General features: G+C 64.0%; 10 protein-coding genes. 3 read left to right on the top strand and 7 right to left on the bottom strand.

The annotated features are described in order from the left end of the window. Window positions 1-43: 43 nt before the first annotated feature. The 3 genes from SIN04_RS00625 to SIN04_RS00635 are packed head-to-tail and all read right to left on the bottom strand — an operon-like array spanning window position 44 to window position 5,509. Window positions 44-3,313 carry an error-prone DNA polymerase gene (locus tag SIN04_RS00625; protein ID WP_134493469.1) on the bottom strand — a complete coding sequence of 1,090 codons (3,270 nt, stop codon included), beginning with the start codon at window positions 3,311-3,313 and terminating at the stop codon, window positions 44-46. Continuing rightward, on the bottom strand, window positions 3,310-4,833 hold the full coding sequence (locus SIN04_RS00630) for a DUF6504 family protein (RefSeq protein ID WP_134493470.1): 1,524 nt from the start codon (window positions 4,831-4,833) through the stop codon (window positions 3,310-3,312). Before SIN04_RS00630 ends, SIN04_RS00625 begins: the two co-directional genes overlap by 4 nt. Beyond that, on the bottom strand, window positions 4,748-5,509 hold the full coding sequence (locus SIN04_RS00635; protein ID WP_322843374.1) for an ImuA family protein: 762 nt from the start codon (window positions 5,507-5,509) through the stop codon (window positions 4,748-4,750). Before SIN04_RS00635 ends, SIN04_RS00630 begins: the two co-directional genes overlap by 86 nt. Before the next feature lie 190 nt (window positions 5,510-5,699). On the opposite strand from SIN04_RS00635, the gene SIN04_RS00640 reads away from it, so the two are divergent. The 3 genes from SIN04_RS00640 to dinB all read left to right on the top strand — a co-directional run bounded on the left by SIN04_RS00640 (window position 5,700) and on the right by dinB (window position 9,597). After that, window positions 5,700-7,766: an ATP-dependent helicase gene (locus SIN04_RS00640; RefSeq protein ID WP_322843425.1), complete on the top strand. Its 2,067-nt coding sequence runs from the start codon at window positions 5,700-5,702 to the stop codon at window positions 7,764-7,766. A gap of 11 nt (window positions 7,767-7,777) precedes the next feature. Then, complete coding sequence (locus tag SIN04_RS00645) at window positions 7,778-8,443, top strand: SOS response-associated peptidase (RefSeq protein WP_134493473.1); 666 nt, start codon at window positions 7,778-7,780, stop codon at window positions 8,441-8,443. 113 nt (window positions 8,444-8,556) lie between these two features. Then, entirely contained in the window at window positions 8,557-9,597 is a 1,041-nt protein-coding gene (gene dinB, locus SIN04_RS00650; RefSeq protein ID WP_244606083.1) for a DNA polymerase IV, read from the top strand. A 337-nt stretch (window positions 9,598-9,934) separates the two neighbouring features. Here dinB and SIN04_RS00655 read toward each other — a convergent pair whose 3' ends face one another. From SIN04_RS00655 to SIN04_RS00670, 4 genes are all read right to left on the bottom strand, one after another. Next, window positions 9,935-10,525 carry a hypothetical protein gene (locus SIN04_RS00655; protein WP_134493475.1) on the bottom strand — a complete coding sequence of 197 codons (591 nt, stop codon included), beginning with the start codon at window positions 10,523-10,525 and terminating at the stop codon, window positions 9,935-9,937. Window positions 10,526-11,065: 540 nt separating this feature from the next. Next, entirely contained in the window at window positions 11,066-13,384 is a 2,319-nt protein-coding gene (locus tag SIN04_RS00660; RefSeq protein ID WP_322843375.1) for a hypothetical protein, read from the bottom strand. Then, window positions 13,381-14,142 carry a hypothetical protein gene (locus SIN04_RS00665; protein WP_134493476.1) on the bottom strand — a complete coding sequence of 254 codons (762 nt, stop codon included), beginning with the start codon at window positions 14,140-14,142 and terminating at the stop codon, window positions 13,381-13,383. Before SIN04_RS00665 ends, SIN04_RS00660 begins: the two co-directional genes overlap by 4 nt. Next, the gene (locus SIN04_RS00670; RefSeq protein ID WP_134493477.1) at window positions 14,139-15,140 is read right to left on the bottom strand and encodes a MarR family transcriptional regulator; all 1,002 of its coding nucleotides are present in this window, start codon (window positions 15,138-15,140) and stop codon (window positions 14,139-14,141) included. Before SIN04_RS00670 ends, SIN04_RS00665 begins: the two co-directional genes overlap by 4 nt. Window positions 15,141-15,148: the final 8 nt, after the last annotated feature.

A 15,148-nucleotide genomic window follows, 5' to 3' on the forward strand; every position in this document is an offset into this window, starting at 1 on the left:
CAGGAACCAGTCGACGGCTGGTCGACGCGCCGCCGCCTGCGTCCTAGTGAAAATCCCGCGCCTTCACCTTTATCGTGCCGCGGCGGCGGTCCTCGACGTAAATGTCGCGGCTCTTTGCTCCGGGTTGCGGTCGCTCGCGCGGATCGACGCCAGGGCCGCCGCGATGGAATTCGTCGCCGCGCCCGTGCGGCGGCGGAAAGACCGAATCGCGGTCGCCGATGGTCGCAAGCGACGCCGATAAATCGGTCAAAGAGTTGGCGACGAGATGCACAACCTCCCCTTCCCGTTGAACGCGGCCGGCGACGGCCAGCATGCCGGCGGAGAGGATGATGCGGCGTTGCTGTTCGAAGAGCTTTGGCCAGATGACGAGATTGGCGATGCCGGTCTCGTCTTCGATGGTGATGAACATGACGCCTTTGGCGGAGCCTGGCATCTGCCGGACGAGGACAAGCCCGGCGGTTTGAACGAAGCGCCCGTCGCGCGCCTGCATCGCCTCGGAACACGTCCCTATGCGCTTCCGATGCAGGTCTTCGCGCAGGAATGAGACGGGGTGAGCGCGCAGCGTCAGGCCGACATGGCCATAGTCCTCGACGACTTCGCCGCCAGCCGTCATCGGACGTAGCGCCACCGCCGGCTCGGTGAGTTCCGCCACGGGGTTGGCTTCGCGCGCCGACGCGGCGGCGAAGAGAGGCAGCGGCTCGTCGCGCAACGCCTTGATCGCCCAGAGCGCCTCGCGCCGGGCGAGTTTCAGCGACGGCTGGAAGGCGTCGGCCTCGGCGATCTGCACGAGGGACGCGGCGGGAACGCCGGCGCGCCGCCACAGATCGTCGACTGACGCGAAGGGGCGGTCGGCTCGGACGCCGATGATCGCAGCGGCGTTGGCGTTGGAAAGGCCCCTTGCCATGCGCAGGCCGAGCCGAACGGCGAAACGATCCTCGCCCGCCGGCTCCAGCGTGCAGTCCCAGCGCGAGGCGTTGACGCAGATCGGACGAACCTCGACGCCATGGTCGCGGGCGTCGCGCACGATCTGCGCTGGCGCGTAAAAGCCCATCGGCTGCGCGTTGAGGAGCGCCGCGCAGAACACATCCGGATGATGACATTTGAGCCAGGACGAAGCGTAGGCGATGAGCGCGAAGGAGGCCGCGTGGCTTTCGGGAAAGCCGTAACTGCCGAAGCCTTCCAATTGCCTGAAGGTCTTTTCCGCGAAGGCCTGCTCATAACCCCTGGCGACCATGCCGCCGACCAGCTTGTCGCGGAAATGCGAAACGCCGCCGGTGAATTTGAATGTCGCCATCGACCGCCGCAGCTGGTCAGCCTCGGTGGCGGTGAAGCCGGCGCATTCGATCGCAACCCGCATCGCCTGCTCCTGAAACAACGGCACGCCGAGCGTCTTGCCGAGCACTTTTTCCAGCTCGGGCGTGGGGTAGACAACAGCTTCCCGGCCCTCGCGGCGGCGCAGATAGGGATGCACCATGTCGCCCTGGATGGGGCCGGGGCGAACGATCGCCACCTCTATGACCAGATCATAGAAGGTGCGCGGCTTGATGCGCGGCAGCATGGCCATCTGCGCCCTGCTCTCGATCTGGAAGACCCCGATTGTGTCGGCCTTGCGGATCATCGCATAGGTACCCGGATCCTCGGCCGGGATCGAGGCGAGGTCGAGCGCGACGCCTTTGTGCTCGGCGAGGAGGTCGAGGCCGCGCTTCATGCAGGACAGCATGCCGAGCGCCAGGCAATCGACCTTCATGAACTTAAGCGCATCGATGTCGTCTTTGTCCCATTCGATCACCTGCCTGTCCTTCATGGCCGCCGGCTCGATGGGGACGAGTTCGTCGAGCCGGTCGTGGGTGAGGACGAAGCCGCCCGGATGTTGCGAGAGATGCCGCGGGGCGCCGATCAGCTCGCGGGCGAGGTCGAGAGCCAGGCGCAGGCGCCGGTCCTCAAGATTGAGGTTCATCTCCTCGACGTGTTTTGCCTCGACGACTTCCTTCGACCAGCCCCAAACCTCTGACGACAGCATCTTGATGAGGTCTTCGGGCAGGCCGAGCGCCTTGCCGACGTCGCGAAGCGCGCCCTTGGCGCGATAGCGAATGACGGTCGAGCAGAGTGCTGCGTGATCGCGGCCATAGGTCTGAAACACCCATTGCATGACGATCTCGCGCCGCTCGTGCTCGAAATCGACATCGATGTCCGGCGGCTCGCGGCGCTCCTCCGAGACGAAACGCTCGAACAGAAGGTCATTGCGCTCAGGGTCGATCGAAGTAATGCCGAGCACGTAGCAGACGGCGCTGTTGGCGGCGGAGCCGCGTCCCTGGCAGAGAATGTCCTGGCTACGGGCGAAGCGGACGATCGAATTCACCGTCAGGAAATAGGGCGCATAGCGCAGCTTCTCGATCAGGCGCAGCTCATGCTCCAGGATGGCGACGACCTTGTCCGGCACGCCTTCGGGATAGCGATCACTCGCGCCTTCCCAAACCAGTCGCTCCAGCGCCTGTTGTGGCGTCAGGCCGGGGATCGCGGCTTCTTGCGGATATTGATAGGCGAGTTCGGCCAGCGAGAAGCGGCAGCGCTCAGCGATTTCGAGCGTGCGCGCCAGGGCTTGCGGATAGCGGCTGAAGAGCCGGGCCATTTCCTGTGGCGGTTTCAAATATCGATCGGCATGACGCTCGCGCCGGAACCCCGCGTCATCGATGGCGCAGTTGTGCCGGATGCAGGTGACCACATCCTGCAGCATGCGCCGGCCCGGGACATGGAAGAGCACGTCATTGGCAGCGACTGTCGCAACCCCTGCCCGCGCCGCCATCTCCGACAGATGATGGAGCCGCAGCGCATCGTTCGGCCGCCGGCGCAGCGTAAGCGCCATGTAGCATCGGTCGCCAAAAGCTAGCGCGAGCCGGCGCAGCTGTCGCGCGCAGGCGTCATCGGCCTCGCCGGGAACGAGGATGACGATCAGGCCCTCGCCATAGGCGACGAGATCGGACCAGTCGAGCCGGCATCGCGCCTTGCCGCCGCGCCTCTTGCCGAGCGATAGCAACCGGCACAGCCGGCCATAGGCGGGTCGATCGGTCGGATAGACGAGGAGGGACATGCCGTCCATCAGATCGAGGCGGCAGCCGACGACCAGGCGGACCCCGGTCGCCTTCGCCGCCTCATGGGCGTGAACGACGCCGGCCAGGCTGTCGCGGTCGACGATCGCGAGCGCCTCGATGCCGAGCTTCGCCGCTTCCGCGAATAATTCGTCGCAGGAGCTCGCGCCACGCAGAAAACTGAAATGCGACGTGCATTGCAGCTCGACATAGCGGGGCGCGCTCATCCGAACACCCCATGCAGGAACCAGCGCTGCGAACCGGTCGAGGCGTCCTCGCCGTCGCCGGCGCGATAGATCCAGTAGCGCTCGCCCGCCTCGTCCTCGACCCGAAAATAATCGCGCACCGCCGCCAGCTCGGCGTCGCGTTTCCACCATTCGCCGAAGACGCGCTCAGGACCGTCGGCGCGTTTGACGCGGCGGCGGACGCCGCGCCAGGTGAAGCTGACCGGCGGATGATCGGGAAGCAGCGCGATGGCGTCGATCGGCTCCGGCGCCGGCAGCAGGCGCGAAGGCCGCGGCCAATGGCTTGGCCACGCCTCGCCCGCGTCGGGGGCCAAGGGCGCGATCCGCTGGATCGAGCGTTCCGGGACATCGCTGGCGACCGGGGCAAACCGATAGAGGCGGCCTTCACCGACGCGATTGGCGAGCGTGTCGATCAGGCCCGAGACATCGGCCTCCGGTTCCTCCGTCAGTGACGAGATCAGCTGTTTGGCGTCCAGGGGATCTGCGACGGAGGCAGCGAGGCTCATGAGCTCGATGCCGAAACCGGGATCGACAGTCTCGATCTTGTCCCAGAGCATGCGGGTCACGCGCTTTACGTCGCGAACGGGCAGCGCCGTTCCGATGCGGACGACTTTGACGCGCGCGTCGACGCGATGAAAGACCAGATCGAGGCGCCGCGCTCCGAGCCCTTTCGCCTCCAGCGCCTCGCAAAGCTCGCCGACGAGCTTGCCGACATAGCGGCGAAGCGTTTCCGCCGCTGCGATCGGCTCGGCAAAGGCGCGATGAACCTCAATAAGGTCCGGCGGCCGCGCTGGATCGACCGGTTCGCTAAGCCGTCCCAGGGCCTGATCAAGGCGGCGGCCGAGTTCGGGACCAAAGCGCAGGGCGAGCGGCGCTCGGGGTTTTGCCGCCAATTCCCCAATTGCCTCAAAACCGAGGACGCGAAGGCCGTCCACGATATCCTTCGGCAGGCGGAGGGCGGCAATCGGCAGATCCAGGATCGCCCTGGCGCTCTCGCCCGGCGCGACGACGAGGACTGGGCGCGCGGAAAAACGCGCCAGCGCATGAGCGGCGCCCCAGCTGTCGGCGAGCGCGGCGCGGGCGGCGACGCCAGAAGCTTCGATCCGCTCGACCATGCCCTTCACCATGGCGTCTTCGCCGCCAAAGAGATGCGCCGCGCCGAAAACGTCGATGACGATGCCGTCCGGCGGGTCGGCGGCGACGATCGGCGCATAGTGTTTGAGCGCCCAAAGCGCGAAGCGCCCGAGCGCTTTGGCGTCGGCGGCGGGATCGGCGTCCTTGACGATGAGGTCTCGCGCCAGCGCCTGCGCCTTGGTCGCGGACATACCGATATATAGGCCCGCGGCTCCAGCGGCTCTGTCCGCCGCCAGAACCACGCGCCGTCGCCCTTCCCTGCCGATGAGCACGAGCGGCGTCTCAGCCGGCGGCGCGGCGGCGCCCAATAGTCTTCTGATCCGGCCCGTGGGCCAAGTCGGCAGGAAGAGCGAGATGACCCTTGGCATCGCAGGCCTCCACTTCAAAATCGGCGCTCTCGCCGGCCCGACACCGGATCAATTCGAGCCGCCACCTTGCGCGTCCGACGCCCTGGACCGGCAAAGCGGTTGAAGGAAGCCCGCTCACGCGCCAGCGCGTGACGGAGGCGGTCGGCTGCCCGAAATCGGCGGCCTCAGCGTGTCGCCGCCAGCGCCGGATGGCGATGCCGATGGCGCCGGAGGCCTCGGCCGCAAGCTCCAGCCGGCGCGAGGCGGTCATCGAGAGGCGCGCGACCTCGGCGACGACGCCGCCAAGGCCGCCGTGACGCAGGCCCTCCTCGAAGCAGGCGAGAACCGACTTCTCGTCGCCGGCCTCGACGTAGATCACGCGACCCGGCGCCAGCCCCGCTTGCGCGAGCGCCGGGGCGAACAAATCCTGGCGCGTGACGCACCACAGGATTTTTCCGCGTATCCGGGCCACGATCCCGGCTGAGAACAGCGCCGCCGCGGCGCCGTCGATCGCGCCATTGCCGCCGCCCGCGACCTCATGCAACGCGCCGAGCGCCAGCCCGCCGCCCGGCAGACGCCCGTCGATCTCCTTGATCCCGAACGGCAGCACCGCGCGCCGGCGCGCCGGTCCGCCTTCGAGGCGCTGAATGCGCTCGCGAAGCTCGGCGACGACAGGATTGGCGGCGGTTTCATTCACAGGACAAAAGGCCTCCGGCAGTCTTCCCAACGGGTTTTCGCGGTGATATGTTCCCTAAATGTTCTTAACGAGCCATGCGAGTCAATCGGCCGCATCAATCTTCATTGCCGCGGACCCGGAAGATCGAATGGCGAAAATCAAGGATCGCCGCCTGATCACTTCAGGATAACAGCAAGATAGCGGGGCATTGGTGAGCGCGGCGCATCTGGAGAAATTGAACGGGGAACAGCGCCGCGCCGTCGAGCATGGGGTTGGACGCGCCGATGGCGCCATCGGCGGTCCGCTGCTGATCATCGCGGGGGCGGGTTCCGGCAAGACGAACACGCTGGCGCACCGCGTCGCCCATCTGATCGTCAACGGCGCCGATCCGCGGCGTATTCTACTGATGACTTTTTCGCGCCGGGCGGCGGCCGAAATGAGCCGGCGCGTCGAGCGCATCTGCGGCGCGGCGCTGGGCGGCGGGGCCGGCGCCGTCACGGACGCGCTCGCCTGGGCGGGGACGTTTCATGGGATCGGCGCAAGGCTGCTGCGCGACTACGCCGACGAGATCGGTCTCGATCCGGGTTTCACCATCCACGATCGGGAAGACAGCGCCGATCTTTTGAACCTCGTCCGCCATGAACTCGGCTTCTCGAAGATGGAGAGCCGGTTTCCGACCAAGGGGACCTGTCTCGCGATCTACTCCCGCGCCGTCAACGCGGAATTGCCGCTCGACGACGTGCTGCGCGATTTCTATCCGTGGTGCGCCGGATGGAGCGCGCAATTGCGCGAGCTGTTCGCGGCCTATGTCGAGGCCAAGCAGGGGCAGAACGTTCTCGATTACGACGATCTTCTGCTCTACTGGGCGCAGACCGTCAGCGATCCGCTGCTCGCCGGCGATATTGGCGGTCGGTTCGATCATGTGTTGGTCGATGAATATCAGGACACCAACCGCCTGCAGTCCTCGATCCTGAAGGCGCTGAAGCCCGGCGGCGAGGGTCTCACGGTCGTTGGCGACGACGCACAATCAATCTATTCCTTCCGCGCGGCGTCCGTGCGCAACATTCTCGATTTTCCCGCCGCGTTCAGCCCGCCGGCCGAGATCATCACGCTCGATCGGAATTATCGCTTGACCCAGCCGATCCTCGCCGCCGCCAATGGCGTCATCGATCTCGCCTCTGAACGTTTCACCAAGAACCTCTGGACCGAGCGTCAATCGGGCGATCGCCCCCGCCTCGTCAGCGTCCGCGACGAGGCCGACCAAGCGCGCTACGTCGTCGAAAAAATTCTGGAGAACCGCGAGGGCGGCGCGGCGCTGAAGCAGCAGGCGGTCCTGTTCCGCGCCTCGCATCACAGCGGCCCGCTTGAGGTCGAACTGACCCGCCGCAACATCCCTTTCGTCAAATTCGGCGGCCTCAAATTCCTCGACAGCGCCCATGTCAAGGACATGCTGGCGATGCTGCGCTTCGCGCAAAACCCGCGCGATAGCGTCGCCGGCTTTCGCCTCATGCAGTGGCTGCCAGGCGTCGGGCCAACCTCGGCCCAGCGCGCGCTCGACCTGATGGCCGATCAGCCGGATCCATTTTCCGCGCTTTCCAGCATGCCGGCGCCGCCGCGCGCCGGCGCCGACTGGATGAGTTTCGTCGAGACCTTGCTGCGGCTTGGCGCCGGCGAGGACGGTTGGCCGGCGGAGATCGCGCAGGCCCGCCGCTGGTACGAGCCCCATCTCGACCGCATCCACGAGGACGCTTCGATGCGGCAGGCCGATCTTTTGCAGCTCGAACAGATCGCGGCCGGCTATCCCTCGCGCGAGAGCTTCCTGACCGAGCTGACGCTCGATCCGCCGGACGCGACAAGCGATCGGGCCGGCGCGCCGCATCTCGACGAGGACTATCTGATCCTCTCAACCATCCATTCCGCCAAGGGGCAGGAATGGAAGTCCGTGTTTCTCCTCAACGTCGTCGACGGCTGCATTCCGTCCGATCTCGGGGCTGGAACCACGGCCGAAATCGAGGAGGAGCGGCGCCTTCTCTACGTCGCCATGACGCGGGCGAAAGACGATCTTCATCTCGTCTTGCCGCAGCGCTTCTTCACCCATGGCCAGAATGCGCAGGGCGACCGACATGTCTACGCCGCGCGCACGCGCTTCATTCCCGCTGGGCTTTTGCGGCTTTTCGAGATTGTCGCCTGGCCGCTTGCGCCCGCGGCTAATGGAAAGCTCGGAGCGCGGCAGGTTCGCGTCGATGTCGGCGCCCGCATGCGCGGCATGTGGCGATAGGAAGCTCGGCGATGTGTAATTTATACTCCATGACTCGTGGGCAGCAGGCGATCCGCGAGCTCGCCCGCGTCATGAGCGACAGAACGGGCAATTTGCCGCCCTTTCCGGGAATCTTTCCGGACTATGCGGCTCCGATCGTGCGCAATCAGCCGGACGGCCGCGAACTCGTCATGGCGCGCTGGGGCATGCCCTCGCCTGTCTTTGCGTTGAAAGGCAAGAAAAGCGATCCGGGCGTCACAAATGTCCGCAATGTGAAGTCGCCGCACTGGCGTCGATGGCTCGCAGTCGAGCACCGCGCCCTCATTCCTTTCACGAGCTTCGCCGAGAACGAGGCGCTGCCGGATGGTAGTCGGCCGCCGGTGTGGTTCGCCTTCGACGAGAGCAGACCTCTCGCTTTCTTCGCCGGAATTTGGACCAATTGGACGTCGGTCAGGAAAGTGAAGGAAGGCGAGACGAACAACGACATCTTCGCATTTCTGACGACCGAGCCGAACGCGGTGGTGGCCCCGATCCATCCGAAAGCCATGCCCGTCATTCTGACGACGAGGCAAGAGATCGACGTCTGGATGGACGCGCCTGCGACGGAGGCGCTCAAGCTGCAGCGGCCGCTTCCCGACGATGCTCTGATGATCGTGGCGAGGGGGCAAAACAAGGACGAGGGAGGCCTCGCGGCCTGATCAACATGCTCGCGTGCGACGCTGATCGAAAGTGGGGGACGACCCTGCCCTATCGTCAGGACCGGCCTTTGCCGATCGCGCCTGCGCTGCGACGCAAAATCATCCATATCGACATGGACGCGTTTTTCGCATCGGTAGAGCAGCGCGACGATCCCTGGCTGCGCGGGAAGCCGGTCGCGGTCGGCGGATCACGCGAGCGCGGCGTCGTCGCGGCCGCGAGCTACGAGGCTCGCAAATTCGGCGTTCATTCAGCGATGCCGTCTGTCATCGCGAAGCGGAAGTGTCCGGACCTGATTTTCGTGAAGCCCCGGTTTGAGGTCTACAAAGAAATCTCGCAGCAGATGCGCGCGATCTTTGCGGAATACACGCCGATCATCGAGCCGCTTTCGCTCGACGAAGCCTATCTGGATGTGACCGAGAATCTGAAGGGCATCTCCTCCGCGACCGAAATCGCGGAACAGATCCGGGCGAGGATCCGCAGCGAAACGAACCTCACCGCCTCCGCCGGCGTGTCGTACAACAAATTCCTGGCGAAACTCGCATCGGATCATCGCAAGCCCGACGGGCTGTTTGTGATCACGCCAAAGATGGGGCCGACCTTTGTCGAGATATTGCCGGTGCGAAAGTTCCATGGCGTCGGACCCGCCACGGCGGCGAAGATGATGAGCCTCGGAATCGAGACGGGGCTCGACCTCAAGGCTCATTCGCTGGCCTTTTTCCAGGAGCACTTCGGCAAGTCAGGGCCGTACTATTACTGGATCGCGCGCGGGATCGACGAAAGGCCGGTTCGTGCCGATCGGATCAGGAAGTCGGTCGGCGCCGAGAACACCTTTGCCGCCGACCTCTTCACTTTCGATGCGGCGCGCGCCGCGCTGCAGCCGATCCTGGACAAGGTCTGGCGCTGGTGCGAGAACGCCGGAACGCATGGGCGGACCGTGACGCTGAAAGTCAAATATGCCGATTTCCAGCAGATCACGCGAAGCCGGACGGCCGCGTCGCCCTTCGCGACCCGCGCTGAGCTGGAACGGCAAAGCTTTGAGCTTCTCGCGCATCTTTTTCCGGTGGCAAAAGGCGTCCGGCTTCTCGGCGTGTCACTGTCCTCGCTGGACGAGGAGCGGACGAACGAGAAGCCTCAGTTGAGCCTGGGCCTCTAAATACGTCGGGCGGCGCCCAAGGCATCGGCGGCGGAGAATGCACGCGCCTCGCCGCGACGCAGGGGCGGCAAGGTCCGCGGCGTTTAAGATTTTCTTCGGTCTCCGCATTTTGCCTCGACAAACGTTCCCTTTTCAATATGTGAACGCGAGAATTCCTTTGCCGATCGTTCGTCCGGGCAAGATGCAGTCATAATTGCCAAACCCTGCGGAGCCGCCATTTGATGGGGCACCCCTTTATGAAACACGGCCCATTCGGCCATCTTTGTGAATTCCATATTTCGGTTAGATGGGTTTATTGCTACCCAGTGTTATTGCATCACTCCCGGCGGGGGCGATCTCAGCCCAGGTGCAGCCATGCAATCCCGGCATCAAGTCCGGAGCGAACGGCTTCACCTGATGCTATGCCAAAAAAGGCGCCCCAAGGGCTGGGCGCGACTATGATCACGAATAATCCAATCACAGCCCCGACGAGCGAGGGGAAGGCAATATATTGGCCGATCGCCACCGATAAAAAAATACTCGAGCACGTGATGATCATTGTCGCAAAAAGCGCCTCGTAGCCCGCCTTGAATCCTGAACCCTTGACGATTTCGCTTGCTCCCGCGAGCACCGCGGCGGTCGAGGCGGCGCCGACGGCGTTAGGAGGGAACTCGCCCGCCTTTGCGAACGTAGGGCCAAAAGCGATCCCGACTGATGTCGCTAAAATGAAAGGCGCTATGTCCGCGCGCGAGAAGTCTTTGTAGAGCCGTGTCGGCCCATAAAGGATACTTCCGATTCCTGCGGCCGCTCCCCCCACGATCGCTCCGATTATCGCAAGATTTGTTTCGTTTGCGTAGAAGGCGACGCAAGCGCATGTAACGGCCGTCAAGAGGGCCACCCCGGTGCGTTTCGGGAGGGAAACGTTAGCAGCTGCCGGTACTTCCGCCATGTCGCAGGTCCTCGTCAGGGGCGTTTGCCCATCGTCGCGCCAACGTCGTGTTTCGAATAAAAATTAGGCGCGGGCATCCGCCAGTTTGAGCATTATTGTTGCGCTGTACGTAATGGGGCTCTGCTTCAATCTCGGTGCAGTCTGTGGAATAAGGAAGAAGGGAACCTGCTGAAACTGCTTGGGGTTCAGACAATTTCGGTCGCGTCATCCATGACGTTAAACTGCGCAGCCCCGCCGGACCGGATTCTCACGCGTTCTCGGCCGGTTACGGCGTGCCGCGACCGTGACCTTGCACCGAGATTGAAGCAGAGCCCTCCAAACTGCCATCTGACATCCTCCTCATTGGCCGGTTCTAGGACGAGGCGCGTAGCCGCTTTGGAAATGAGGAGAAGCTGCAAGGCCGCGAGGATCGAAACGTCAAGCTGATAGTCGAAACCGGCTTGGGCAGCAGCCGCACCTCGTAGCGGTCGCCTCGCCACAGCGGCTTCGTCCTCGGTCGATTTCGGTTCGCATGTACCCGATCGATCCATGTGCTTAGAATTATTTGTCGACATCGTCGAAAACCGAGCGCTTCGTAGCGGCAGCAGCGGAAGGGGGAGACTCCTCTTTCTTCTGCGTCACTATGTGAGTCCAGTCCGAGTCATCGTCGGCCCCTTCGTCGCGCTCCCGCTTGCGCTCCTCAAGCGCCTCGACCGAGCGCTTCACCTGATCCCGCGCGTCGTCGATCAAGGCCGCGGTGTCGCCACCGACGCCGATCGCTTCTACGCGATCGAGCACGCTGAGCAGCTTCTTGAAATGGCTGTCGGGCTCTTCGTCCAAGTCGGCGTCTACGGCGATCTCGTCGATCCGCTCTTCGAGCGACGGCAAAACGGTTGTCCGCAGGGCTAGGCCGAGGCCGACGAGGCGTAGCGGCGGTATGAGCGCGAGCATCTCTTCTTCGTCGAAGAAGGACACATCAAGGTGGGTGAGCGCAGCGGATTCTAGACTGTCCGCAGCCTCCAAGCGCAGGTCATCCGGTAAGATACCAAGATGATTGGCTCGGGCGTAAGCGGCGACTTGGGGATCGTTGCCGGCGAGGTCCGTCAGCCAGCACGAGCGCCGAAGCAGATCCGGAAATTGCCGGACCGCCTTGGCGAACACCGCTTCGCTGGCGCGGTAGGACAGGAAGTGAAACAGCATCCAATTCCGATGCCGCTCGTGGGGCGTGCGGCCGAGCCGAGCGACCAGGGCGTCGTCAAGGGTGGTTGGGATGACGAGCGCATCTCGAATGAGAGGAGAGCCCTCGCAAGTGAAGCTGCTGAGGACGGTGTCGATGGTCGCGCCCCGGATAAGCGCCGCCATCATATGTGGCTTCTGCCGCAGGATCTCCGTCAAGGCGTCGGAGATCGTCGGATGTGCGAAGGTCCATTTGGCCCCGGAGAGCTTGAGGAAAGATCCCTTCAACTCGGCGAAGCAATCCTGGATCTTGGTGAGGGTGTAGCCGGTCAGCTCCGCGACCGCCTGTGCGGCCGAAGGATCATGATCGTTTGGATCGAAGCCGGCCTGATGCACATAGACGAGGATGAGCGCCGCTTGCAGCTGATCGTCCAAGGCGTTGACGGTATCGATGAGATGCTCGGTCGGCTCCTCCATGAAACGAACGAGTGAGCTCTCGCGCGGCGCCAGTCCCTTGGTGAAGTTCGGGTCGCCAAGACGCTCGGCGATGCCGGGTAGGAAATCGCGAACGGCGGCGACCGCCGCGAGGTGCGGCTTGACGCTCGAACGCCAGCTCTGGCTCTGCTCGCCGAAATTGACATGGTTATAGAGGATCTGCGCCTTCTCTTCGAAGGTCAGCTCGCCGACATCAACCACAGCGCTGCCGTCGGCGAATTGCGCAAGATTGCGCTGCCCGAGCCGACGCCGCGCTGCTTCATAGATATGCTTGCGCGAGGTCAGGAGGAAACGGTTGCCGTGCTTGATCGCCGCACGCAGCTTCGAGAAGGCCGACGTCCAGTCCTGAACGTAATCGTCGCGCAGCACATTCGAGCCAAAGGCGTCGTCAATCCAGAAGAAGCGACCCGGGTCGTTGGGATTCCAGCCAGCCTCGAAATCGCGTGGGCTGGTCAGGGCGAGGACGGTGTTGTCGGGATTCTCCGAAGCGATTGTCGAGACGATGGCGCCGATCGCCGACTTGCCGCTAGACGGATTGCCGAGCAGGAGCACCGCGCCATGTTCCGAGATGGCGTTAACCGCGTCGCGATGGGCTTGGGTCGGAACATAGGTGCGAAGCTTCGGAATCCAGCTATCGAGCAGCGCCCGGCTCTGTTCGCTGAGCCGCTCATCGACGATCGAAGTAAGATCCCCCAGGCCATAGACCTGCGGGACAAGGGCGCGCAGGCGCGCGCTGCTCCTAATGACCCTGACGATATACTGGCGGCCCAGAATGTGAGGCTTGCGGACGCCAAGCGCGCGCAGCTTGGCGCGCATCGCGGCGGCGACAGGCGCATCCACGCTCATGTTGGTCATGAAGGCGTAAGTGTCGGCCTGGCCGGCTTTGACCAGCTCCTCGACATGGTCGATCTCAGCTGTGAGGTCGCTGACCCTCAAAGCCTTGCCGGCTTCGGACGTATGCTTGCACTGCACCGTACCGATCGGCGGCGCGTCGTGCCCCGAGGGGATCAGGAATACCGCGTCCTGGCCGCCATCCTGCGCTTCGCGGAAGATTTCGACGGGGCGGCCCAGCACTACCTCACACACCTGGGAGCAGAGATCCTGGAAGGCGCGCCAGCCGATCGTGTGTAGCGCCAAATCGCTCCAGGGGCCGTGGGCGAGACGGTCGCGCGGTGCCGCGGGTATGGTCTGAGCGTCCCCGGCCGTCATGCGGCGATAATTCCATAGATGGCGCGCAGTCGTGCGGTCTGCGCAGCCGCGTCACCGGCAAGGCCGATATCCTTCGGCTGGAAATCCCCATCCGCGTCGACCTTGGCGGCAAAGCTCGCCATGTCCACAGCAATCGCCTCCGGCAACACAACCCGCTCATCCTCGGCCAGTAGCTGCAACAGACGGAAAACGTCCGCGCGATGCTTACGGACGGTCTTCTGGTCGATGTGCTCACCTTGATCCCGCCGCGCGGCGAGATCAAGATGCGCTTTGGCTTTGAAGGGGATCAGTATCCGCTCATCAAGAACCGCGACGCCATGGACCGCGCGGCTGTTTTCCACCAGCGCGGTGTAGTAGGAGTCATCGAGGAGAATGGCCGACAAGCTCGCAATGTCCTCGTCGATGGGGAGCGGAGTAAGTGCGCTGCCTTCGGCTGGTGTGATTGCGTCGGGCGCTCGCGAGAAGAGTTCAAGCATCGCTGGAAAGTCGGGGTCGGCAGGCTTCTGGAAACGGTAGAATTCCCGACCGCCGCCGCTTCGCTCTCGCTGCTGATAGCCGCCAGCCTCGACGAACGCCCAGAAGCGCTCGCCGAACGCTGCATCGAGTGCCTCGACCAAGATGACAAGGTCGAGATCCTTCGTCGCCCGGAAGTCCAGGCCGACCTCCTCCATGATAATTTCGCACGCGGCCCCGCCGATCAGCACATAGTGGTGCGAGAGGCCTTCGAAATGCCGCCTGAAGATGTCGAGCCCCTTCACAAGCCCACCTGCCTGAGCAGCGCATCCTTGGCGGCCTCGATGCGATCATCGGTGCTGTCGGGCAGGCTCAAATAAAGCGATATGGTGTCCACGAGTTTATCATCTCCCAGCAGCAAGGGGTCATAAGTCCAGGTTTCGAGTTCGATGACCGGCTCGTCCCAACTCACCGGCTGATCAAGCTCGTAGCGCGTTGCGAGCGCCTTCCACTCGGACGCCGCCATCGCCCGTGTTTCTACACGCGGGAACGACAAGTCGGTCTTTTCGGCGAGCGCTGTCTCTCCCGCCAAGGGCAACGCGAGACCTTGTGGCGGACGCCTGACACGTCGGCGCTTGCGCACGGGCGTGCGCAAATGCGGACGCGCGCGACTCCACAACGCCTCACGCGGCACGGTGAAGCGTAGGTGTCGGAAACGACCGGCGACCTCAGTTTCGGCCAGCTCGAAAGCCTCGAGTTCGGTGATGGCCCGGCTCATGCTCATCGCACTGTAGCGAAACTGCGATGCGAGTTCCGAGGGCGTTGTCTCTGGCCCAATCCGGCCCATCAATGCGGCCAGCACTATCAACTGCGCTGTCGGGGTCAGACCGTCGCCGGGCGTGTCTCGTTCGCTGCGAAAATGCTCACGCAGATCCGCGCCCAGTTCCGGTACGAAGAGCTGATTGCCCGGCACGATGAACGGGACGTGCTGCGAAATGAGGCGATGGCGATTGTGATTGCTCAGGCGTTCGGTCACGAGGATGACCGCCCGCCCCGGCGACTGCCGGCGCAGAAGGTCGCGATGCTTGGCGATTGTGGCCGGCGTATCGTCATGGAGACCCGTTCCCAGCATCAGGATGCACGGCCGGCCGAGGATTTCGCCATCGACCAGGACATAGCGTTGCGTCAGGAACGCCGGCAGCTTCGCGCTGGCAGCGGGTCCATCAACAATCAGCGGTGTCTGCAGCACGTGCTCGACATAGCTCGCTGCGGACGCGAGCAACGTCTTCTCGCTGTCGGTCAATCTCGATA

The organism is Methylocella tundrae, from assembly GCF_038024855.1.
In the GTDB taxonomy this organism is placed as follows: Bacteria; Pseudomonadota; Alphaproteobacteria; order Rhizobiales; family Beijerinckiaceae; genus Methylocapsa; species Methylocapsa tundrae.

Excerpts from the sequence above, each read along its gene's own strand:
- SIN04_RS00645 (WP_134493473.1), top strand. The coding sequence starts at position 7,778 with ATGTGTAATTTATACTCCATGACTCGTGGGCAGCAGGCGATCCGCGAG.
- SIN04_RS00655 (WP_134493475.1), bottom strand. The coding sequence starts at position 10,525 with ATGGCGGAAGTACCGGCAGCTGCTAACGTTTCCCTCCCGAAACGCACC.
- dinB (WP_244606083.1), top strand. The coding sequence starts at position 8,557 with ATGGACGCGTTTTTCGCATCGGTAGAGCAGCGCGACGATCCCTGGCTG.
- SIN04_RS00625 (WP_134493469.1), bottom strand. The coding sequence starts at position 3,313 with ATGAGCGCGCCCCGCTATGTCGAGCTGCAATGCACGTCGCATTTCAGT.
- SIN04_RS00630 (WP_134493470.1), bottom strand. The coding sequence starts at position 4,833 with ATGCCAAGGGTCATCTCGCTCTTCCTGCCGACTTGGCCCACGGGCCGG.
- SIN04_RS00660 (WP_322843375.1), bottom strand. The coding sequence starts at position 13,384 with ATGACGGCCGGGGACGCTCAGACCATACCCGCGGCACCGCGCGACCGT.